This window comes from Burkholderia sp. CpTa8-5, from assembly GCF_017815045.1.
Lineage (GTDB): Bacteria > Pseudomonadota > Gammaproteobacteria > Burkholderiales > Burkholderiaceae > Burkholderia > Burkholderia sola.
Genome location: NZ_JAGIQD010000031.1, coordinates 1 through 21,816 on the forward strand (window position 1 = coordinate 1; position 21,816 = coordinate 21,816).

22 protein-coding genes and 1 pseudogene are annotated in these 21,816 nt (G+C 67.1%); 14 read left to right on the top strand and 9 right to left on the bottom strand.

What is annotated here, in order from left to right:
* Positions 1–193: 193 nt before the first annotated feature.
* Entirely contained in the window at positions 194–1,162 is a 969-nt protein-coding gene (locus J8I35_RS29865) for a site-specific integrase (RefSeq protein ID WP_077020200.1), read from the bottom strand.
* Here J8I35_RS29865 and J8I35_RS29870 point away from each other — a divergent pair.
* The 6 genes and pseudogenes from J8I35_RS29870 to J8I35_RS29895 form a co-directional block, all read left to right on the top strand.
* Positions 1,152–1,331, top strand: a pseudogene (locus J8I35_RS29870) (ABC-F family ATPase); the annotation flags it as partial. The gene J8I35_RS29865 and the pseudogene J8I35_RS29870 overlap by 11 nt on opposite strands.
* A 233-nt stretch (positions 1,332–1,564) precedes the next feature.
* Entirely contained in the window at positions 1,565–2,314 is a 750-nt protein-coding gene (locus tag J8I35_RS29875; protein ID WP_209928481.1) for an FkbM family methyltransferase, read from the top strand.
* A complete protein-coding gene (locus J8I35_RS29880) occupies positions 2,315–3,313 on the top strand; it encodes a phosphotransferase (protein ID WP_209928483.1) in 999 nt (332 codons plus the stop codon).
* 1 nt (position 3,314) lies between these two features.
* Positions 3,315–4,193, top strand: a complete 879-nt coding sequence (locus J8I35_RS29885) for a 4Fe-4S cluster-binding domain-containing protein (RefSeq protein WP_209928489.1) — start codon at positions 3,315–3,317, stop codon at positions 4,191–4,193.
* Positions 4,190–5,257, top strand: a complete 1,068-nt coding sequence (locus tag J8I35_RS29890; protein WP_209928491.1) for an asparagine synthase-related protein — start codon at positions 4,190–4,192, stop codon at positions 5,255–5,257. Before J8I35_RS29885 ends, J8I35_RS29890 begins: the two co-directional genes overlap by 4 nt.
* A gap of 7 nt (positions 5,258–5,264) precedes the next feature.
* Positions 5,265–6,446, top strand: coding sequence for a glycosyltransferase (locus tag J8I35_RS29895; RefSeq protein ID WP_209928493.1), 1,182 nt, complete (start codon positions 5,265–5,267; stop codon positions 6,444–6,446).
* On the opposite strand, the gene J8I35_RS29900 is transcribed toward J8I35_RS29895, so the two are convergent.
* Positions 6,430–7,119, bottom strand: coding sequence for a CmcI family methyltransferase (locus J8I35_RS29900; protein ID WP_124556876.1), 690 nt, complete (start codon positions 7,117–7,119; stop codon positions 6,430–6,432). The two genes, J8I35_RS29895 and J8I35_RS29900, sit on opposite strands and share 17 nt — an antisense overlap.
* A 25-nt stretch (positions 7,120–7,144) precedes the next feature.
* Between J8I35_RS29900 and J8I35_RS29905 the strand changes: the two genes are divergently transcribed.
* Positions 7,145–8,110 carry a phosphotransferase gene (locus J8I35_RS29905; protein WP_209928495.1) on the top strand — a complete coding sequence of 322 codons (966 nt, stop codon included), beginning with the start codon at positions 7,145–7,147 and terminating at the stop codon, positions 8,108–8,110.
* 12 nt (positions 8,111–8,122) lie between these two features.
* Here J8I35_RS29905 and J8I35_RS29910 read toward each other — a convergent pair whose 3' ends face one another.
* From J8I35_RS29910 to J8I35_RS29920, 3 genes are all read right to left on the bottom strand, one after another.
* Positions 8,123–8,701, bottom strand: coding sequence for a polysaccharide deacetylase family protein (locus tag J8I35_RS29910; protein ID WP_209928497.1), 579 nt, complete (start codon positions 8,699–8,701; stop codon positions 8,123–8,125).
* A 16-nt stretch (positions 8,702–8,717) separates the two neighbouring features.
* On the bottom strand, positions 8,718–9,269 hold the full coding sequence (locus tag J8I35_RS29915; protein WP_209928543.1) for a hypothetical protein: 552 nt from the start codon (positions 9,267–9,269) through the stop codon (positions 8,718–8,720).
* A gap of 210 nt (positions 9,270–9,479) precedes the next feature.
* Positions 9,480–9,845, bottom strand: a complete 366-nt coding sequence (locus J8I35_RS29920) for a hypothetical protein (protein WP_006488152.1) — start codon at positions 9,843–9,845, stop codon at positions 9,480–9,482.
* Positions 9,846–10,113: 268 nt separating this feature from the next.
* Here J8I35_RS29920 and J8I35_RS29925 point away from each other — a divergent pair, with 268 nt between their 5' ends.
* From J8I35_RS29925 to J8I35_RS29935, 3 genes are all read left to right on the top strand, one after another.
* Positions 10,114–11,550, top strand: coding sequence for an aldehyde dehydrogenase family protein (locus J8I35_RS29925; RefSeq protein WP_209928499.1), 1,437 nt, complete (start codon positions 10,114–10,116; stop codon positions 11,548–11,550).
* Between the two features lie 122 nt (positions 11,551–11,672).
* Positions 11,673–12,863, top strand: coding sequence for a nitronate monooxygenase family protein (locus J8I35_RS29930; protein ID WP_209928504.1), 1,191 nt, complete (start codon positions 11,673–11,675; stop codon positions 12,861–12,863).
* 65 nt (positions 12,864–12,928) lie between these two features.
* The gene (locus J8I35_RS29935) at positions 12,929–13,570 is read left to right on the top strand and encodes an OmpW family outer membrane protein (RefSeq protein WP_124640150.1); all 642 of its coding nucleotides are present in this window, start codon (positions 12,929–12,931) and stop codon (positions 13,568–13,570) included.
* Positions 13,571–13,653: 83 nt separating this feature from the next.
* Here J8I35_RS29935 and J8I35_RS29940 read toward each other — a convergent pair whose 3' ends face one another.
* Positions 13,654–13,857, bottom strand: coding sequence for a DUF1289 domain-containing protein (locus J8I35_RS29940; protein ID WP_006493160.1), 204 nt, complete (start codon positions 13,855–13,857; stop codon positions 13,654–13,656).
* A gap of 361 nt (positions 13,858–14,218) precedes the next feature.
* Here J8I35_RS29940 and J8I35_RS29945 point away from each other — a divergent pair, with 361 nt between their 5' ends.
* The 4 genes from J8I35_RS29945 (at position 14,219) to J8I35_RS29960 (ending at position 18,301) form a co-directional block, all read left to right on the top strand.
* Positions 14,219–15,313: a polyamine ABC transporter substrate-binding protein gene (locus tag J8I35_RS29945; protein WP_050015511.1), complete on the top strand. Its 1,095-nt coding sequence runs from the start codon at positions 14,219–14,221 to the stop codon at positions 15,311–15,313.
* A gap of 86 nt (positions 15,314–15,399) precedes the next feature.
* Entirely contained in the window at positions 15,400–16,560 is a 1,161-nt protein-coding gene (gene potA / locus J8I35_RS29950; RefSeq protein ID WP_050015509.1) for a polyamine ABC transporter ATP-binding protein, read from the top strand.
* Positions 16,557–17,483 carry an ABC transporter permease subunit gene (locus J8I35_RS29955; RefSeq protein WP_050015507.1) on the top strand — a complete coding sequence of 309 codons (927 nt, stop codon included), beginning with the start codon at positions 16,557–16,559 and terminating at the stop codon, positions 17,481–17,483. Before potA ends, J8I35_RS29955 begins: the two co-directional genes overlap by 4 nt.
* The gene (locus J8I35_RS29960) at positions 17,480–18,301 is read left to right on the top strand and encodes an ABC transporter permease subunit (RefSeq protein ID WP_050015506.1); all 822 of its coding nucleotides are present in this window, start codon (positions 17,480–17,482) and stop codon (positions 18,299–18,301) included. Before J8I35_RS29955 ends, J8I35_RS29960 begins: the two co-directional genes overlap by 4 nt.
* Before the next feature lie 103 nt (positions 18,302–18,404).
* Here J8I35_RS29960 and J8I35_RS29965 read toward each other — a convergent pair whose 3' ends face one another.
* The 3 genes from J8I35_RS29965 to J8I35_RS29975 are packed head-to-tail and all read right to left on the bottom strand — an operon-like array spanning position 18,405 to position 21,814.
* Positions 18,405–19,211, bottom strand: coding sequence for a sulfite exporter TauE/SafE family protein (locus J8I35_RS29965; protein ID WP_209928507.1), 807 nt, complete (start codon positions 19,209–19,211; stop codon positions 18,405–18,407).
* Between the two features lie 18 nt (positions 19,212–19,229).
* Entirely contained in the window at positions 19,230–20,897 is a 1,668-nt protein-coding gene (locus J8I35_RS29970) for a bifunctional protein tyrosine phosphatase family protein/NAD(P)/FAD-dependent oxidoreductase (RefSeq protein WP_209928509.1), read from the bottom strand.
* A gap of 32 nt (positions 20,898–20,929) precedes the next feature.
* On the bottom strand, positions 20,930–21,814 hold the full coding sequence (locus tag J8I35_RS29975) for an MBL fold metallo-hydrolase (RefSeq protein WP_050015500.1): 885 nt from the start codon (positions 21,812–21,814) through the stop codon (positions 20,930–20,932).
* Positions 21,815–21,816 lie beyond the last annotated feature (2 nt).

Here is a 21,816-nt window from a genome sequence, read left to right on the forward strand (position 1 = left end):
TGATCTCGTGCTCGCGAATCAGCGCCTCTCAGAGGTCAAGTTCTGATCGTCAAGACGGCCTCAGATTGACGCTTACACTTGTTCGCCCGTAGCCAGCCCGCAACGGTGGCCGATGCGCTGTCAGCGTCGTAGTTGTTGGTGGCTGAAGTGTAACGCGGGAAGGGAAAAAGGCGGGCGAGTAGCCCGCCATTCATTATCCCAGTTTGAGCGCCAGGTCCTCAGCGCGAAGGTGCGTATAGCGCTGGAGGTGCTTGAGGTTCTTATGGCCGGTGATGGTTGCAACTTCCATCACATTCAGGCCCTTCTCAAACAGGCGGCTGGCTGCTTCGTGCCGCAGGTCGTGGAAATGGAGTGTGCCCAGCCCGCATTCATCGCGGACACGGCAGAAAGCGTATCTCATGGCTGACTGCGTAAGCTTGAATACGCGGCCTTTGTGAGGCGGCGGACACCACGTTAGCGCCTCGATAGCGCGGCTGGATAACGGTACCTTGCGGGATGTCCCATTCTTCGTCATGGGGAGCAGCGCGGTGCGCGCCTCAAGGTCAATATGTTCCCACCGGAGCTTAGCTATTTCTCCCTGGCGCATGGCGGTTTCGATGGCAAGGACAATTGCCGGGGCAATCTCGCGGTTGAAGTCCAGAGCCTTCTCTATCAGCCGCTCGTCGTCACCGGCCATTAGCCGCACGTCACGTGGAAGAGGGAGCTTGGGTCGGCGGAAGCCACGCACAGGGTTGACCGTAAGCCCCATCTCCCATTCGTCTATCGCGACCCGGTAGACGGCTGAGATGGCGTCCAGCTCACGACCTACGGAGCTCCCGAGCACTTCCGTTATGCGCCGGTCGCGCCATTCGGCAAGATGGGACTTATTGAGCTGGGCAGCAGGAACGGAGCAGAGTTTCTTCTCCTTCTTGAGCAGACGTTGCAGTGTGCGGCGGTCCCACTCACTTGACCGCTTTCCGGGCATAGGATGCTCGATGTACTTCCGGAACAGGTCTCCGACAGTGGGGCCGGTATCAACGGGCTTGGCCGCGTATCCAGGCTCGTGTTCCGCAGCCCAGCGCGTAGCGGCTTCCTCGCTCGCAAAGGTTGCGGACAGGCTGGGAAGCCCTTTACGGCGGATTTTGACCTGCCATTTTGTCCCGCGTAGGGTGATTGTAGCCATTCATGCTCTCCAAGTTATTGATTAAGAACATGAAAGTGGTCTCGTGTCGCACGACCGTGAGTTCGTGAGCGGGCTGGCGAACCGGATCATCGAAGTGAAGACGGACGGGACGCTGTTCGACTTCGGTGGGAATTACGAGGAGTTCCTGACGAGTCAGGGGCAGGAGTAAGTGTCCTGAGGTTTCCTCCGGTCGTGAGTCGAGCTTAAGCATCACCACACGGAGCGAGCCGCCAGAAGCGCTACAGGCCCGCATCGACAGCAATGTCGATGCGGGCTTTTTCATTTCCCCGCGGCCAAACCCCGCCACGCGGCGCTTTCCAGTTTCCTCCGCGTAATCGACTTCAGGTAAATTACCCACCCAACACCCTTCATCATTCCCCATTTCGCCCGGAGCCGCCCTCGATGCAGGACCATCCTCTCCCGCTCGACCTGTCCGGCCTTGCGCCCAGCCTGTACGCGCAGGGTACCGAGGAGGCCATCCTGTCGCGCCTGATGGAGCGGATCGTGCCGACCAACCGCTTCTGCGTCGATATCGGCGCAAGCGACGGCCTGCGCAACAGCAACACCGCGCGGCTGCTGCGCGAACAGGATTGGGCGGGCGTACTGGTGGAAGGCAGCGCATACCGGTTCGGCAAGCTTGCCGCGCACTACGCGGGCGCGGAGCGCGTCCGCCTGCACCACGATCGCGTGCAGCCCGATACGGTCGATCAACTGCTCGCCGATGCGAACGTACCGACCGATTTCGATCTGCTGTCGATCGACATCGACGGCAACGACTACTGGGTGTGGCGCGGCATGCAAGCGTTCCAGCCGCGCATCGTCGTGATCGAATACAACCCGTACTACACGCCGCCCGAGCGCTGGGTCATGTGCTTCAATCCGGACCACGAATGGGACGGCTCGACCTATTACGGCGCGAGCCTCGAATCGCTCGTGCACCTCGGCCGCCAGAAAGGCTATGAACTCGTCTGCTGCGACGACATGGGCAACAACGCGTTCTTCGTACGGCACGACCTCTACCCGCTGCTCGGCATCGCGAACAACGATCCGTCGGTGTTGTTCCGGCCGGCGATGTACAAGCTGCGCTACGTCGGACACAACACGTTCCTGACCGGTCATCCGTATCGGCACGGGCCGGCCGAGCATATCTGAATGGATTCGCTCGCCGTCACCTTCGACGAGATTCGCGACGCCTACGGGCTCGATCGCGGCGGGCCGCCGACGCAAGTCAGTGAGCGGGTGTGGCATCTGCCGGCTGACAGCGGCGCGGGCGTGGCGGTCAAGCTCTATGCGCTCGAACACCATGCGCGTGCGGTCAAGGAAACCGCTGTCCTCACGCATCTCGAAACGCACGGCGATACTCGCTTCCACGTGCAGACGCTGAAGCGCACGACGTCCGGCGAATCGCTTTGGTCGGGACAACATTCCCATGCGATGCTGACGCGCTGGGAAGCCGGGCAATTCAAAACCTACGATACGTTTTCGCCAGCCGAATGGGATGTGCTCGGCGCGAGCCTGGCCGCGTTGCACCTGAGTCTCGAACAATTGCCTCTGCCGTCGCTCGATACGATCCGCGCGCGGCTGACCGCGATCGACGCGGATGCGGTGCGCCGCAGCCTGCTGGACGCGCTCGATCGAGCCGATGCGAACGCCGCCGACGCCACGAACCTGCGCCGCTACGTCGATCTCGCGCTACGCATGCTCGACCGCTACTATCCGGGCAGCGTCGATGCGTTCCCGGCCGATGATCCGCAGCACCCGATCCACAACGACTACAACCAGTTCAACTATCTGTTCACGGGCACGCTGCCGCCGTTGATCGTCGACTGGGAAGCGTCGATCGGCGCGCCGCGCGAATACGAACTGGTGCGCTGCCTGAATCATTTGCCGCTGGAGGCACCGCACCTCGCGCAAGCGTTCGTGCGTGCGTACCTGCGCGTGCGGCCGGCAAACCCGGCGTACATCGCGTGGGCGGTCGATGCCGCATGCGTGCAGCACGCGCTCAAGCTGTGGATCGTACAAGGCTGGCTCGACGATCCGTCGCGCTTCGCGTCGCACCTGAACGGCGCGATGACGATGGCGTCCGCGATGGTGGACGCGCGTGACCGTCTGATCGATTTCTTTTCCCGCTGCATGGAAACAGGAAGCTGATGTGAGTGCGAATCCGAACGAGATCCCGAATCCGCTGCGCGCCGGCGAGCGGCAGCATGTGTTTCCGCCGCCGCTGGATCGCGATTACCGCGTCGAGGACGGGCGCGTCCAGACGCGCTCGTTGGAAGCACATATCGTCGATCACTGCAACCTGACCTGTGCGGAATGCTGCTCGCTGTCGCCGCTGCTGCCCGAGTGGTACGCGAGCCCCGAATCGATCGAAGCCGATCTGCGCAAGGCCGCGAAGGTGTTGCGCCCGCGCATGTTCAAGCTGGTCGGCGGCGAACCGTTGCTGCATCCGGCGCTCGTCGAACTCGTCGAGCGCGTGCGCGGCACCGGCATCGCGCCCGTGATCTCGGTCACGACGAACGGCCTGAAGCTCGGCGAGATGCCCGACGCGTTCTGGCAGGCAGTGGATGCGCTGACGATCTCGCGCTATCCGAAACCCGCGCTTTCCGCCGACCTGATCGCGCATGTCGAGCATCAGGCCGCGCGCTTCGACGTGCGGCTGAACTGGAAGGTGCAGAACGTGTTCACGACGATGAACCGTGCGCGGCCCGGCACGGATCGCGATGAAGCCCGACGCCTGTATCACGATTGCTGGATCCGCGAGCGCTGCCATATGATTCGCGACGGCATGTTCTACACGTGCACGCGTCCCGCGCACTTCCACACGCTGTACAAGGGCGAGAAGGATTTTCAGGCCGACGGCCTGGCACTGCGCGACGACGCGGGCATGCTCGACGCGATGCTTGCCTATCTGCAACGCGAGACGCCGCTCGAAGCCTGCCTGCATTGCCAGGGCGGCAGCGCGCCGGTGGCGCCGCATCGCATCCTGAAACGCATTGAAGTGAACACCTTGAAGGCTCGTTATCCATGATCGTCGGCACGCGCGACCCGTTCGGTTTCGATCGTCTGCACTACCATCCGCGCAGCGGCGTGTCGGCGTCCGGCATCCGCGCGGTATTGCGGGCGTCGGGGCAACCGGCCGGCGCACCGGACACGGCCGCCATCGCGGGCTACCTGAGCGGCGAGCGCCTCATCGGCCGTACCGTGCTGCGCGACGTGCTCGCGGTGCCGCCCGGCCACCAACTGATCCGGTCGCCACAAGGGCTGACGGTACAGCCGGCGCCCGAGCGGCCGCAGCCAGCCGATCTCGACACCGCACTGCGCGCGTCGCTGCACCGCGCGCTCGACAGCGGCAAGCGCGTCGCGCTGGCGCTGAGCGGCGGGCTCGATTCGGCGCTGCTGCTCGCGTTGCTGCGCGAACTCGGCGCGCTGCGGCACGTGACGGCCTACATCCTCGCGACCGACATGCCCGATTACTGCGAACGCGACGCGGCGCTCGAACTCGCCGCGCAGATGCAGGCGAACGTGAAGATCGTGCGCGCGAACGAGGCCGATTTCATCGCGGCGCTGCCGAGGACGACGCACGCGGTCGAGGAGCCGATGTTCAACCTGCATCCGGTCGCGAAGCTGCTGCTGGCCGATGCGATGGCGGCGGACGGCGTCGAGGTGGCGATTACCGGCGACGGCGCGGACCAGGTGTTGCGCCGCGACCGGTCGGCCAACTATCTGCCGCTGTGCCATGCGTTGTTCGACGCCGCGTCGGTCGATCTGCATCCGCCGTTCGTCGACGCCGCCGTCGTCGCGCATCTGACGAGCATCGCGCCCGACCCGGACAAGCAGTGCCTGCGCGATCTCGGCGCGCGCCTGAACCTGCCGGAGCGTCTCGTGCACGGCCCGAAGCGCGGGCGGCTCGCGCCGGCGATGAATCTGGCGCCGCTGCTCGATCGCGACCGCACGCATGCGCTGGCCGACACGCTCGGCCTTGCCACGCCCACTTTGCAGACGGATACCGAACGCGTGCTGTGGACGACGCTGACACTGATCCTCGATCATCTCGGTCGCCTTCATCCCGATGCCGCGCATCGCCCAACCTGAGCCGCTGATGAAACGCATCCTGTTCTGCGTGGTGCCCGAGAAGGGCCACGTCAATCCGTGCATCGGCCCGGCCCAGCATTTGCGCGCGGCCGGCTGCGACGTCGCGTTCTATGCGCCGGCCGACATCAGCGCACAGCTCGACGGCGCCGGCGACTTCGCGTTCGTCGGGCCGCGCGAGACGCCCGAGCGCCACGACCTGTCGCGCGGCGCGAGCTTTGCCGCGAACATTCGCGACGCCGACTGGCTGCGGCACTGGATCCGCACGCTGCTGATCGATCTGGCGCCCGCGCAGGTGGACGGCATCCGCGCGGTGCTGCGCGAATGGCAGCCCGACGTGGTCGTGATCGACCCGCTGCTGTATGCGGCGGCGATTGCGGCCCAGCTGGAAGGGCTGCCGTGGGTGTCGATGTCCAATTCGCTGAATCCGGTGCTGCCCGACGATCTCGATTCGGAACTGCTGCGCACGGTGCGATGGCTCGCACCGGAACGCACGCGCCTGTTCGCGCGCTACGGCCTCGACGCACGCTTTCGCGGTTGCGACGTGCTGTCGCCGCACCTGACGCTCGCGTTCACGACCGACGCGCTGGTCGGCGCGCCGCCGCGCGGTGTCGATCTGGTCGGCCCCGCGATGCCGTCGGGCCCGCGCGGCGACGAGACGGCATTTCCATGGGAGCGCCTGGACGCGGATCGTCCGCTCGTCTACATGTCGCTCGGCAGCCAGCTTTACTACCACCCGGAGGTGTTCGCGAAGGTCATCGACGCGACGCGCGCGAGCGCCGCGCAACTGGTGCTGTCGGTCGGCGAACTGGTCGATTCGGATCTGCTGCCGGCCGGCGACGAACGCGTGATCGCGGTGCGTTACGCACCGCAACTGGCGCTGCTGCGGCGCACGCATGCGTTCGTCAGCCACGGCGGCGCGAATTCGGTGATGGAGTCGCTCGCGTGCGGCGTGCCGATGCTGCTGTCGCCGTTCTGCAACGACCAGTTCCATTCGGCGCACTTCGTCGAGCGGGCCGGCGCGGGTTGCGTGCTCGATCTGCGGCAGGCCGGTATCGCGGCCATTACCGGCGCGCTCGAACGCCTGTTGCGTGCGGGATCGTTGCGCGAACAGGCGGCGCGGATCCGCGACAGCTATGCCGCGTGCGACGGCTCCGCGCAAGCGGCCCGCCTGGTCAGCGCACTCGCTTGAGGAAGCCGCCTGGCGACAGCGTCATGAGCACACGGTCCTCGATGTCGTGGTCGATTTCGAACCGGTCGTCGCGGGCGAGAAATTCGCGTGTGGCGGTGGCCGGGTTGTTGCCGCGGCCGTACGGCTTGCCGTCGAACATCGACTCGGGCAGGTACTCCATGATGGTGTCCATCACGATTGCGTAGCTGCCGGGCGTCACGAACGGCGCATAGCATTCGAGTTCGCGCAGCACGTGCGCGTGCGTATGCGTGAGATCGAGGATCGCCATCACGCGCGCGCCGTCGTGGATCTGCGCCCGCACCGAGGCGAGCGTGTCGGCCGCGCACGATTCGCCTTCGATCAGCATCATGCGATGGGCGAGCCGGTGCGATTGCAGGCGCTGGCGAACCTCGTCGCGCAGGCGCGGTTCGATCGCGACGACGCGGCCCTCGGTGCCCGCCAGTTCCAGCATCGACGCGGTGAACACCACGCCGCCGCCTGCCGCGATGCCGGTCTGGACGATGCAGTCGGGGCGCTCGCGCCAGATCAGTTCCTGGAGCGCGAGCATGTCGCCGGGTAGATGGAAGAAGCGCTCGCCGAGCCAGCGGGTCTGGAACAGATGGCCGAATTCGCCGGCGCGCGTCAGCCATTCGATGTTGATGTCCCGCATGCGGGCCGAAGGACGCTCTGACATGGTCGATGCAACGAGTAGGAGTGACGTGAAAACGCTGGAACCGTGGCTTCACCGGTACTGGGACATCGGCCCGGCGCGCCTGCACGCGCTGGCGTCGGGCCATACTAACAAAACCTATCTCGTCGAGTGCGATGCGGGGCGGACGGTGTTGCGCGTGTCGTGGGCCGGGAAGCCGGTCGCGCAGATGCGGCGCGAGGCGTCGATACTCGCGCGTCTCGGCGAGGCGCGCATGGCGTCGACGCTGCCCGCGCTGCCGCGGCTGCGGCCGACCGTCGACGCGCAAACCGGCGTGCAGACGCCCGACGGAAGCTGGTTGCATCTGTTCGAGCATATCGACGGCCGTCCCGGTTTGCCGGACGACCGGCACGCGGGAGCGATCGATGCGATGCGCACGCTCGCGCATCTGCATACGGCGCTGGCCGCGATCCCCGCGAGCGAAGCGGCGCCGCTCGCATGGCTGTCCGCACGTCATGCACGCGTGGCGGCGCGCGCGATGCCGTCGCTGCCGGCCGACTTGCACGACGACTACGACACGGTGATCCGGCGCATCGGCACGCATCTCGACGCGGCGGCGTCGTGGCTCACGGGGCCCGTGCAGTGGCTGCACGGCGACTATCACGCGGGCAACCTGCTGTATGTGGGCAACGCGGTGAACGGCGTGCTCGATTTCGACGATGTGGGGCAGGGCGCGCAATGGCTCGAGGCGGCCTTCGCGTCGTTCGCGCTGTCGCGCGATGCGGGTCGGGACGACGGCTTCGTATTCGACCGCGGGCGATGGACGGCCTGCTTGCACACTTATATGGCGACGCGGCCGGATGCGGCGCCCGATTGGCTGCGCGACAACCACGACACGCTGACGACGCTGTTCTGCGCGGACCAGTCGCTGATCCATCTCGAAGCCGCGCAGCGCGGGCTGTGGATGCCGGGGCCCGGCATCGGGTTCCTCGGCGGCTGGCGCCAGTTGCTGGACGGCGCGGCGCCCGCGGGCTAGCCGGCAGGCGCGTCAGCGCTGCCGGTTCAGGAACAGCCGCACGGCTTCGACCGTGTTGGGCCGCGCGTCGCCGTGCCGCGATCCGTCGTGCAGGCAGAACAGTACGTCGCGATGCTGCGCCGTGCACGCGTCGACATGCGCGCACATCGCGTCGAACAGCGCTTGCGGCGACGGCGCCGGCCGTTGCCAGTCGTCCAGTATCGCGGTCCAGCTCGTGTGTTCGCGTTGCAGGCGCGCGAGCACGGCGGCGCGATCGTCGTGCGGCATCAACCCGTACGGCAGCCGCAGCGGGATCGCGTCCGGCGCGGCAACGCCCGCGCGGCGATACACATCGCGAATCAGCGCATCGGTCATGTCGATTTCGTCGATCAGTGCGGCGTCCGCGAGCGCGCCCGGCTTCGCGTGCGAATAGGTGTGGTTGCCGAGCCGGTGGCCTTCGCGCGCGATGCTCGTTGCGACGTCGAGCGCGCCCGCCAGATGCTTGCCGAGCACGAAGAAGGTCGCCGTGCACGACGCATCGCGCAGCACGTCGAGCAGCGCGGGCGTCGAGGGCCCGGGGCCGTCGTCGAAACTGAAATGAATGGATGTCATCGGTTGCCGGGGCCGCTCACTGAACTGGCTCGATGGCCAGTGGGCACGCGCCGACCGGACGCAGCCGGGTGCCGGTCCATTCGTAGAAGAATCGGGCCGCTTTCGCATTGCCGTCGCCGCAATCGTCGTTGAAGCAGCCGGCGACGATCAGCAGCCTGCTGCCGGCACGGAAGTCGACGCGCTCGTCGTCGTTGCCCATCACGCCCGAGACGGCCGTCACGCCGGGCATCGTGTACGTCGCGCCCGTGTCCTTGTCGACGATCGCGAAATTTCGGCAATCCGTTCCGCAACCCCAGATCGCGACGCGGTAGTGACCGGCAAAGTTGGCCGGTTGCGCGAACGCGTCACGAATAACGGTGCGATAGAGGCGCGCTTCGTGGCTGGTGAGCCGAGGCGCGGCAGCCGGTTTGCGCGGCGCGCGGGCGGCGGCGGCCGGTGCCGGGTAACGGTCGAACGCAGGCGATGCACAGGCCGCGGCCGCCGTGGCTGCGGGCGCAGCACCGGCGGCGCCGGCCGTCAGTGCGGCCGATGCGCCGGCGATCAGCAGAAGTCGATGGGCGAGCGCCACGCGAATGTCTTTCATGGTCGAGATCGAGGTCGGGCCGCGGCGGCCGAATGGCCGGCGGCGACGATTGTATGACGCTTCGCGCGTGCGGGCGCCGGGGCAGCGTGCATGCACCGTACCCCGACAATCGTTCCGGCCGTGACGGTCGTCACGGCGAAAGGGCGTCGCGCCCGGCGACACCGCGACTCGCGCACCGGGCGGCGCCGGCGCCGCTCAATCGGCCAGCCGCTTGTCGGCGAGCGCCTTGCAGCAGTCCTCGTACACCCACTGCACGAGTTTGGCCCGATAGTCGAGATCGTCGGTATCGACGATTTCCTCGACCGCGTCGCGCGCCCACGACGCGTCGACGAAGCCCGCATGCCGCTTCGCGATGTCCTGCGCGAGCGCCGCGAGCCGGGCGACCGAGAGCCAGTCGGCCTGGCGGTGATGGCGGTCGAGCCAGCGGTGCGCGGCCTGGACCTGGAACGCGGCGTCCGGCCAGGATTCGTTCAGGTAAAACGCGCCGAGGTTGCCGCAGGTGAGCCAGCAAAGCAGCTCCAGGCGGTCTTGCGAGCCGAGGGTATGGGATGCGTCGGACATGGCAGCGCTCACGAAGTGCGTCGATTCCGGGCGGCGCCGGCCGCAACGGGCCGATGCCGATACTAAAAACATAGCACGATGCGGGCCCGGCCGCGCACCCGGGCGGATGCCGACGTGACGGCGGCCCGAAGCGTGCGGCGCCGGCCGTGCGCGGCGCGCGGCGGAGCACCGGCGCTAGGGCGCGCCGGTCCTTTCGAATGGCTGTCATTCGTCACACCAGCCACCGAAACGCTCGCTAGAATGGCGGCTTCCCTGGAGGCGGAACACGATGAAAATCTACGACCAGTTCTACATCGACGGCGCGTGGCGCCAACCGGCCGGCGCCGGCACGATCGACGTGATCGATTCGGGCACCGAAGCCGTGATCGGCCGGATTCCCGAGGGCGTCGCGTCCGACGCGCAGGACGCGATCCGCGCGGCGCGCGCGGCCTTCGACGCGTGGGCGGCCACGCCGGCCGCGACGCGCGCGGGCTATCTGCGCAAGATCGTCGAGCATCTGCAGGCGCGCAGCGAGGAACTCGCGCAGTCGATCACCGGCGAAGTCGGCATGCCGATCAAGCTGTCGCGCGCGATCCAGGTCGGCGGCCCGGTCTACAACTGGAAGGCGTACGCGAAGCTCGCCGAATCGTTCGAATTCGAGGCGCGGGTCGGCAATTCGCTGGTGGTGCGCGAGCCGGTCGGCGTCGTCGCGGCGATCACGCCGTGGAACTATCCGCTCAATCAGATCACGCTGAAGGTCGCGCCGGCGCTCGCGGCCGGCTGCACGGTGGTGCTGAAGCCGTCTGAAGTCGCGCCGCTCAACGCGTTCATGCTCGCCGAAGCGATCCACGAAGCCGGGCTGCCGGCCGGCGTGTTCAACCTCGTGTGCGGGTATGGCCCGGTCGTCGGCGAGGTGCTGGTCACCGATCCGGACGTCGACATGGTGTCGTTCACCGGCTCGACGCGCGCGGGCAAGCGCGTGGCCGAGCTGGCGGCCGCGGGCGTCAAGCGCGTCGCGCTGGAGCTGGGCGGCAAGTCGGCGTCGGTGATCCTTGACGATGCCGATTTCGCGACGGCGGTGAAGGGCACGGTCAACGCGTGCTACCTGAACGCGGGCCAGACCTGCTCCGCGCATACGCGGATGCTGGTGCCGGAAGCCCGCTACGACGAAGCGCGCGAGATCGCGAAGGCCGCGGCCGAAACGTACGTCGCGGGCGACCCGCGGCAGGACACGACGCGCCTCGGCGCGCTGGCGTCGGCCGCGCAGCAGCAGCGCGTGCAGGCGTACATCCAGCGAGGCATCGACGAAGGCGCGGAACTCGTGACGGGCGGCACCGGTTTGCCGGAAGGGCTCGCGAAGGGCTTCTTCGTGAAACCGACCGTGTTCGGCCGCGTCGATCCGAAAGCGACGATCGCGCAGGAAGAGATCTTCGGGCCGGTGCTGTCGATCATCACGTATCGCGACGAAGACGAGGCCGTGCGGATCGCGAACGATTCGCCGTACGGGCTCGGCGGCGCGGTGTGGGCCGGCAGCGACGAACGCGCGATGCGCGTCGCGCGCCGCATCCGCACGGGGCAGGTCGACATCAACGGCGGCACGTGGAACGCCGCCGCGCCGTTCGGCGGCTTCAAGCAGTCGGGGCACGGCCGCGAGAACGGCGTGTACGGGCTCGAGGAATACCTCGAATACAAGTCGATGCAACTGAGGCCGGCGAAGCCGGCCTGAGCGTTTCATCCCGCATGACCGCGCAACGGCACGCTCGCGTGCCGTTTTTTATTGACGGCCGTCAAGGTGCGCGGCGGTGGATCGTCGATCATCGCGATTTCGATGTTCCGACGAGGTTTCAGATGACCGTACGCACTTCCTTTCCGCCGCTGACGATCCGCGGCCGCACCTTGCTGCCGGTCGTGCAGGGCGGCATGGGCGTCGGCATCTCCGCGCACCGGCTGGCGGGCAGCGTCGCGCGCGAAGGCGCGGTCGGCACGATCGCGAGCATCGACCTGCGTCACCATCATGCGGACCTGCTCGCGCGTTGCCGCGCACACCCCGATCGCGCGACGCTCGAGGCGGCGAACCTCGACGCGCTCGCGCGCGAGATCCGTCTCGCGAAGACGTACAGCGAAGGGCGCGGGATGATCGCGGTCAACGTGATGAAGGCGGTGAGCGCGCATGCGGACTACGTGCGGGTGGCGTGCGACGAGGGCGCGGACGCGATCGTGATGGGCGCGGGCCTGCCGCTCGATCTGCCCGATCTCACCCAAGGGCACGACATCGCGCTGATTCCGATCCTGTCGGACAGCCGCGGGATCGCGCTGGTGCTGAAGAAGTGGATGAAGAAGGGGCGGCTGCCCGATGCGATCGTGATCGAGCATCCGGCGCACGCGGGCGGCCACCTCGGCGTCACGCAGATCGACGACATGCACGACGGTCGTTTCGATTTCGCGCGCGTGCTCGACGAGACCGCGCAGGTGATGGCGTCGCTCGACCTCGCCCGCGACACGATCCCGTTGATCGTGGCCGGCGGGATCAACAGTCACGACACGGTGCGCGCGGCGCTCGCGGCCGGCGCGAACGGTGTGCAGGTGGGCACGCCGTTCGCGGTGACGGAAGAAGGCGACGCGCATCCGCACTTCAAGCGTGTGCTCGCCGATGCGACGCCCGACGACATCGTCGAATTCGTCAGCGTGACGGGGCTGCCGGCACGCGCGGTGAAGACGCCGTGGCTCGATCGTTACCTGCGCAACGAGACGCGCATTCGCAACAAGCTCGGCGCGTTCAAGCAGCGCTGCCCGACCGCGCTCGAATGCCTGAGCGTATGCGGGCTGCGCGACGGCATCGAGAAATTCGGCCACTTCTGCATCGACACGCGGCTTGCGGCCGCGCTGCGCGGCGACGTCTCGAACGGGCTGTTCTTCCGCGGCCGCGAAGCATTGCCGTTCGGTCGCGCGATCCGCAGCGTGCGCGATCTGCTCGACCTGCTGCTGACGGGCAGTGCGACCGAGCCTGCGGCAAACCGTCCCACGTTTACGCTGGCTTGACCAATATCAAGATGACGAAAAGACCCTACAGGGAGAATGGAAACCATTCTTTGGGGGTCCGTACCATGCATAAAACGATTCGAACATGTGTCACCGCAGCCGCCGTCGCGGCCAGCTTCGTCGCGATGCCGTCGTTGTCGCACGCGGCGTCGCCCGGCGACGGCATCAATCAGGGTGACGTACTGGTCCGGCTTCGCGCGATCAGCATCCAGCCGAACGAGCGCGCGAGCGACACGCTCGGCGCGATCAACACCGGCGTGAACAACGCGATCGTGCCCGAGCTCGACTTCACGTACATGATCCGCGACTACCTCGGCGTCGAACTGATCCTCGGCACGTCGCGGCATCAAATGACGTCGAGCCTCGGCAATCTCGGCGGCGTGGGCGTGCTGCCGCCGACGCTGCTGCTGCAGTATCACTTCAACCATGCGGGCAAGGTGCGTCCGTACGTCGGCGCCGGGTTGAACTACACGTACTTCTACAACAACGGGCTCAACGTCGGCGGCGAGGGCGTGTCGATCAACAAGAGCAGCTTCGGTCCGGCACTGCAGTTCGGCGTGGACGTGCAGTTGACGAAGAAGGTGTTCATGAACGTCGACGTGAAGAAGATCTGGATGAGCACCGATGCGACGCTCGGCGACAAGGGCATCGGCACGCTGCACATCGATCCGCTGATCGTCGGCATCGGCGTCGGGATGAAGTTCTAGACACGACGCGCTCGCGCGAAAGGAACAGAGTTGGGGTTGGCGGCATGGCGGTCGGCATGCCGCTCTTTTTTTGTGCAGTGGATTTACAGCTTGTCGTACTGGAAACGCATCGCGGTGCCTTCGCGCGTGATGCGCTCCCACACCGCGCGCTTTTCGTCGTCGCTCAGGAACACCCAGTTCGACACTTCGGCGGCCGTGCGGCCGCAGCCCTTGCAGACTTCGTCGAAGAGCGTCGAGCACACGCCGATGCAGGGGCTGTCGGGGAGGTCGTGAAGATTGGAGGCCATCGGGAGGGTTCGCGCAGTTGAATCGTCAGCCGCCATTTTAATGCATCGCGACGGCCCGGCTGGCCGCCGGCGCCGGGCGGACCCGCGCGCCATCCGAACGCCGCTTCGCCGCTGCCCGTTTTTCCCGGTGGACAGCCGCCGATTACCCGATAGAATTCCCCCGGAACGCCCCGCCGCACGGGCGGTTCGACCGACCGGCGGCGGGAATCTGTTCCGTTTGCGCGACACCGGCATGATTTTTTTGTGACGGGGCGCGAATGATGGTAGTTTTCGGGGTTTTCGAGGGGCGGCGCGCCAGAATGCGCCGCCATGACGAGGCAGACGGCAGCCGGGCAACGCGTCCGGCCGAAGGGAGAACGGGATGAAAGCAAAGGTAGTGGGCCGGTTCGCAGCGCTCGCGCTGTGCGTGGGGGCGTCGGCGGCAGCGGCGAAGGATACGCAGCTCAATGTCTATAACTGGTCGGACTACATTGCGAAGGACACGATCCCGAACTTCGAGAAGCAGGCGGGCGTCAAGGTTCGCTACGACAACTACGACAGCGACGACACGCTGCAGGCGAAGCTGCTGACCGGCAGCTCGGGCTACGACATCGTCGTGCCCACCAGCAACTACGCGGGCAAGCAGATCGCCGCCGGCATCTTCGCGCCGCTCGACAAGTCGAAGCTGCCGAACCTCAAGTACCTCGATCCGCAACTGATGGCGCTCGTCGCCGGCGCGGACCCGGGCAACAAGTATTCGGTGCCCTGGGCATATGGCACGACCGGCCTCGCATACAACCTGACGAAGGCGCAGCAGGCGCTCGGCAAGGTACCGCTCGACAACTGGGACATCCTGTTCAAGCCGGAAAACCTCGCGAAGCTGAAGACCTGCGGCGTGTCGGTGCTCGACGCACCCGACCAGATGTTCGCGGCGACGCTGCACTACATCGGCAAGGATCCGATGAGCACGAACCCGGCCGACTACAAGGCCGCGATGGACGTGCTGAAGAAGATCCGTCCGTACATCACGCAATTCAACTCGTCGGGCTACATCAACGACCTGGTCGGCGGCGACATCTGCTTCGCGTTCGGCTGGTCGGGCGACGTCGTGATCGCGAAGCATCGTGCGATCGAGGCGAAGAAGCCGTACAAGGTCGAGTACTACATTCCGAAGGGCGGCGCGCCGGTGTGGTTCGACGTGATGGCGATCCCGAAGGATGCGAAGAACAAGGAAGCCGCGCTGCAGTGGATCAACTACATCGAGGATCCGAAGGTGCATGCGGCGATCACGAACGCGGTGTACTACCCGAGCGCGAACGCCGAGGCACGCAAGTACGTGCGGCCCGACGTCGCGAACGACCCGGCCGTGTATCCGCCGGCTGACGTCGTGAAGACGCTGTTCCTGCTCAAGCCGCTGCCGCCTGAAATCCAGCGTCTGCAGACGCGTCTGTGGACCGAGCTGAAGTCGGGCCGCTGACGCGAGCCGAAGTGAACCCGCAGTCATGAAGCCCCTGGTGCCCCCGGGGGCTTTGTTCGTCTAACGCAGGAGAGAAGCAGCACATCATGAATAGCCAGTCGGGCGCGCCGGTCGCGGGCGCGCCGTTCTCCGTTTCCTCCTCCGGCGCCGATGCGCGCGCCGAGAACTTTGTCCAGATCGTCGACGTCGTCAAGAAATTCGGCGACACCGAAGCCGTGCGCAGCGTCAACCTGACCGTGCGCCAGGGCGAGCTGTTCGCGCTGCTCGGCAGCTCGGGCTGCGGCAAGTCGACGTTGCTGCGGATGCTCGCGGGCCTCGAGACGGTCACGTCGGGCAAGATCCTGATCGACGGCGAGGACCTCGCGCAGATGCCGCCGTACAAGCGGCCCGTGAACATGATGTTCCAGTCGTATGCGCTGTTCCCGCACATGTCGGTCGAGTCGAACGTCGCGTTCGGGCTGAAGCAGGAAGGCACGCCGAAGGCCGAGCTGAAGGCGCGCGTCGCGTCCGCGCTCGAACTCGTGCAGATGGGCAAGTATGCGAAGCGCAAGCCGCATCAACTTTCCGGCGGCCAGCAGCAGCGCGTTGCGCTTGCGCGTTCGCTGGTCAAGCGCCCGAAGCTGCTGCTGCTCGACGAGCCGATGTCCGCGCTCGACAAGCAGATCCGCCAGCGTACGCAGATCGAGCTCGTCAACATCCTGAACAAGGTCGGCGTCACCTGCATCATGGTCACGCACGATCAGGAAGAGGCGATGACGATGGCGAACCGCCTCGCGGTGATGAGCGAAGGGCAGATCGTGCAGATCGGCTCGCCGAACGAAGTGTACGAATACCCGAACAGCCGCTTCTCGGCCGAATTCATCGGCTCGACGAACCTGTTCGACGGCGTGACGGTCGAGGACGAACCCGATCACGTGTACATCGAATCGCCGGAACTGCCGAGCCGGCTGTACGTGAGCCACGGGATCTCGGGCCCGCTCGGGATGCCGGTCACGGTGTCGGTGCGCCCCGAGCGGATCGCGCTCACGCGCAAGCCGCCCGAAGGCGCGTTCAACTGGGCGCGCGGCCGGATCAGCAACGTCGCGTACATGGGCGGCTATTCGCTGTATCACGTGAAGCTCGACGGGGGCAAGACGGTGATCGCGAACGTGTCGAGCCTCGCGATTTCCGAACTCGACACGCCGGTGCTCGCCGACGAGATCTACGTGCGCTGGAGCGCGACCGCCGGCGTGGTGCTGACGTCATGAACGCGTTCAAGTCCCTGCTCGAGTGGCCGGTGCGGCGCTTCAACCTGACGGGCGCCACGGCGGTCGTGGCCGGGCCGTTCACGTGGCTCGTGCTGTTCTTCCTCGTGCCGTTCGTGCTGGTCGTGAAGATCAGCTTCGCGGAGCTGCAGCTCGGCATCCCGCCGTATACGGAGCTCGCGTCGTACGCCGACGGCGTCGTGCACGTCGCGCTGAACCTGTCGCACTACGCGTTCCTGTTCACGGACAGCCTGTATTTCGCGACCTACGTGAACTCGGTGTGGGTCGCCGCGATCACGACGCTGCTGTGTTTGCTGCTCGGCTATCCGATGGCGTATTACATCGCGCGCTCGAACCCGGCCACCCGCAACCTGCTGATGATGGGCGTGATGCTGCCGTTCTGGACGTCGTTCCTGATCCGCGTGTATGCCTGGATCGGGATCCTGAAGAACAACGGGCTCCTGAACAACTTCCTGATGTGGATCGGGCTCACGCATACGCCGATCGAGCTGTACCGCACGAACTATGCGGTGTACATCGGGATGGTGTATTCGTACCTGCCGTTCCTCGTGATGCCGCTCTACGCGCACCTCGTGAAGATGGACCTGCGCCTGCTCGAAGCCGCGTACGACCTCGGCGCGAAGCCGTGGAAGGCGTTCGTGCAGATCACGCTGCCGCTGTCGAAGAACGGGATCATCGCGGGCTGCCTGCTGGTGTTCATCCCGGCGGTCGGCGAGTACGTGATTCCGGAGCTGCTCGGCGGCGCGAATACGCTGATGATCGGCCGCGTGATGTGGAACGAGTTCTTCAACAACGCGGACTGGCCGATGGCGTCTGCCGTGACCTGCGCGATGGTGCTGCTGCTGCTCGTGCCGATGGCGATGTTCCAGCACTTCCAGGCGAAGGAACAGGGAGGCCGTCGATGAAGCCGAATCGCTACCTGCAGTTCGCGGCGTTGTTCGTCGGCTTCGCGTTCCTGTACATCCCGATCATCAGCCTGATCGTCTATTCGTTCAACGAGTCGAAGCTCGTTACCGTGTGGTCGGGTTTCTCGTTCCGCTGGTATGAGGCGCTCGTCGAGGACGACGAGTTGCTGACGGCCGCGTGGCTGTCGCTGAAGATCGGCGTGCTGACCGCGTTCGCGTCGGTGTTCATCGGCACGTGGGCCGGCTTCGTGCTCGCGCGGATGGGCCGCTTTCGCGGCTTCGCGCTGTTCAGCGGGATGATCAACGCGCCGCTCGTGATCCCCGAGGTGATCCAGGGGATCTCGCTGCTGCTGCTGTTCATCGAGCTCGCGAAGTGGATCGGCTGGCCGGCCGAGCGCGGCGTGTTCACGATCTGGCTCGGCCACGTGATGCTGTGCATCTCGTACGTCGCGATCATCGTGCAGTCGCGCGTGCGCGAGCTGAATCCGTCGCTGGAAGAAGCCGCGCTCGATCTCGGCGCGACGCCGCTGAAGGTGTTCTTCACGATTACGCTGCCGCTGATCTCGCAGGCGCTGATCGCGGGCTGGCTGCTGTCGTTCACGCTGTCGATCGACGACCTCGTGCTGTCGGCGTTCCTGTCGGGCCCCGGCTCGACGACGCTGCCGCTCGTCGTGTTCTCGCGCGTGCGCCTCGGGCTGAACCCGGAGATGAACGCGCTCGCGACGCTGTTCATCATCGCGGTGACGGCCGGCGTCGTGATCGCGAACGTCGTGATGCTGCGTCAGGAACGCAAGCGGATGGCGGGGTTTGCGGCCTGATACGGCGGTTGTGGCCTTCAAGAAAAACGCCCGGTGCCGACGACGAGTCGGCCCGGGCGTTTTGTTTGGCGGCGCGTAACGATCGCCGGCCCATCGCCGGCGTTTATGCGCCGAGCGCCGCCTTCGCCAGCAATCCCAGCGCGACGCAGACGAGCACGGCCGCGAACCCGGCCTGCACGTGCCGCGCGGCGAGGCGGCGCGACGCGCCGCGGCCGGCGGCCATGCCGAGCGCGGTCGCGACGCTGAACCACAGCGTCACGTCGAGCGGCGCGCGCGTGCCCGACACGAGCGTCGCGAACACGCCGCCGGTACCGACCAGCGCGATCACCATCAGCGACGTCGCGACCACCCCATGCATCGACACGTTCGTGAACTTGCGCAGCATCGGCACGATCACGAAGCCGCCGCCGACACCGAGCAATCCCGTCATCAGGCCCGTGACCGCGCCGGTCGACGCCAGCGCGATGCCCACGGGCCACGACCACACGAGCCGGCCCGTATCGGGATTCACGCGGCCGACGCACAGCGGCGACGCGTCCGCGTCGGTCGCCTGCCGCCGCAGCGCCTGTCGTAGCAGGCGGCTGGCGACGACCAGCATCGTCAGCGCGAACAACGTGAGCAGCAGGCGCTGCGGCAGTACGTGCGCGAGTCGCACGCCGAGCGTGGTCAGCGGCACGCCGGCCACGGCCATCAGCAGCGCCGCGCGATAGCGCACGAGCCCGCGGCGGAAGCCTTCGAGCGCGCCGAGCGCGGCGCTGCCGGCCACTGCGACGAGCGCAACGGGCGTCGCTTGCTGCATCGGCCAGCTCATCCCGACGACGAGGGCCGGCACCGCGAGAATGCCGCCGCCGGCGCCGGTCAGGCCGAGCACGGCACCGACGAAGCCGCCGAGTACGAGGGAAATCAGCATGACGTCATCGCGCTCCGGTCAACGGGCGATCGCGGGCTTCGCGAGCCATTCGCGGCCCTTGAGCATCGCCTTCCAGTAGAGCGGCGGCAGCACGCGTTCCTTCAGCAGCCACGCGAGCCGCGATGGCCGTTTGCCGTCGATCAGCCAGGCGGGGAAGGTCGGCGCGACCTTGCCGCCGTACAGGAATTCGGCGAGCACGATCTTGCCGCGCTCGACGGTGAGCGGGCACGAACCGTAGCCGTCGTACGCGGCGTCGCCCTGTGCGCGGCCGAGCGACGCGAGCAGGTTGTGCGCGACGACGGGCGCCTGCTTGCGGGCGGCCGCGGCCGTTTTCGCATTGGTCGTGTTGGTGACGTCGCCGAGCGCGTAGATGTCCGGAAACTGCTTGTGGCGCAGCGTCGCCGGATCGACGTCGATCCAGCCGGCCGCGTCGGCGAGCGGGCTCGCGCGCACGAAGTCGGGCGCCTTCTGCGGCGGCACCACGTGGATCATGTCGAACGGCCGCTCGACGGTTTCCTTGCCGCCGTCCGGCAGCGCGCGCGAGAACGTCGCACGGCGCGCGGGCCCGTCGATCGCGACGAGGTTGTGGCCGAACGACAGCGCGATGTCATAGCTTTTCACGTACTCCATCAGCGCGGGCACGTAATCGGCGACGCCGAACAGCGCGCCGCCCGCATTCAGGAATTCGACGTTCGCGGCGTCGAGGCGCCCCGTGCGCCGCCAGTGATCGCACGACAGGTACATCGCCTTTTGCGGCGCGCCCGCGCACTTGATCGGCATCGGCGGCTGTGTGAAGAGCGCGTGGCCGCCGCGGAACGCGCGCACGAGCTCCCACGTGTACGGCGCGAGATCGTAGCGGTAGTTCGACGTGACGCCGTTGCGGCCGAGCGTGTCGGCGAGGCCGTCGATCGCATGCCAGTCGAGCTTGAGCCCCGGACACACGACGAGCCTGCGATAGCCGATGCGCCGGCAACCGTCGAGCACCACCACGTGCGCGTCGGGCTCGAAGCCGGCGACCGCGGCCTGGATCCGCTGCACGCCGCGCGGCAGTACGTCGGTCATCCTGCGCGCGGTCGTCTCGGGCCGGAACACGCCCGCGCCGACCATCGTCCAGCCGGGCTGGTAGTAGTGAACGTCGGCGGGATCGATCACCGCGATGTCGAGCGACGCGTCGCGCGCGAGCAGGCTCGACGCGACCGCGATGCCGGCCGCGCCCGCGCCGACGATCACGATGTCGTGTCGCGCGTCCACGGCCGGCGCGCTCTGGCGGCCGTCCTGCGCGATACGCGAGGCGAGCGCGCTCAGGTCGTAGCCGGCCGCGCCGGCGGTGGCGACGAGGTCGTCCAGCGGGCGCAGCCCCGCCTGCGACAGCGCCCACAGCGTGGCCGACCGCGTGCCGCTGCGGCAGTACGCGAGCACGGGCCCATTCAGCGACGCGACGAGCGCGCCGAACTGCGCGGCCTGGTCGTCGGTCACCTTGCCGGTATCGACCGGCAGGTAGTGCACGTCGATGCCGAGCGGCGCGGCGGCCGCGCGGATCTCGGTGACGGTCGGCTGGTCGGCGCCTTCGCCGTCGGGCCGGTTGCAGATGATCGCGCGAATGCCCGCCGCGTGAAGCGCGGGCAGGTCGGCCGCCTCGATCTGCGGCGAGACCGACAGCGTGTCGGTCAGCTTGCGGATGGTCATATTGGGGAGGGCTCCGTTTGGGGGCGCGCGGCTCAGATCGCGTCGAGCGGGATCTTCAGGTAGCGCACGCCGTTGTTCTCGGGTTCGGGCAGGTGGCCGGCGCGCATGTTGACCTGCACCGACGGCAGCATCAGCACCGGCATGTCGAGCGTCGCGTCGCGCGCGGTGCGCATCGCGACGAAATCGTCCTCGCTCACGCCATCCCTCACGTGCACGTTCGCGCGGCGCTGCTCGGCGACGGTCGTCACGAACTGCACGTCGCGGCCGCCCGGCTGGTAGTCGTGGCACAGGTACAGGCGCGTGTCGGGCGGCAGCGCGAGCACGCGCATGATCGAGCGGTACAGCGTGCGCGCATCGCCGCCGGGGAAGTCACAGCGGGCCGTGCCGTAGTCGGGCATGAACAGCGTGTCGCCGACGAACGCCGCGCGCTGCGTCGCGTCGTCCACGCAGTAGGTCATGCACGCGGGCGTGTGGCCCGGCGTGTGCAGCGCGCGGATCGTCAGCGCGCCGAGTGCGAGCGTGTCGCCGTCGTCGACGAGCCGGTCGAACTGGCGGCCGTCTTCCGCGAAGCCGGGGCCTGCGTTAAACAGCGTGCCGAACACGTGCTGCACGCGGCGCACGTGCGAACCGATCGCAATCTGGCCGCCGACCTGCGCTTTGAGGTAGGGCGCGGCCGACAGGTGGTCGGCGTGCACGTGCGTCTCCAGCAGCCAGTGCACGGTCGCGCCGAGTTCGGCGACGCGCGCGATCAGCCGGTCGGCGCTGGCGGTGCGCGTGCGGCCGGATTTCGGGTCGTAGTCGAGCACGCTGTCGATCAGCGCGCATGCGCGGCTTGTCGTATCGAGCAGCAGATAGCTGACGGTGTGGGTCGCCGGGTCGAAAAAGCCTTCGACCGACAGGGCGGGGGCGTTGCTCACGG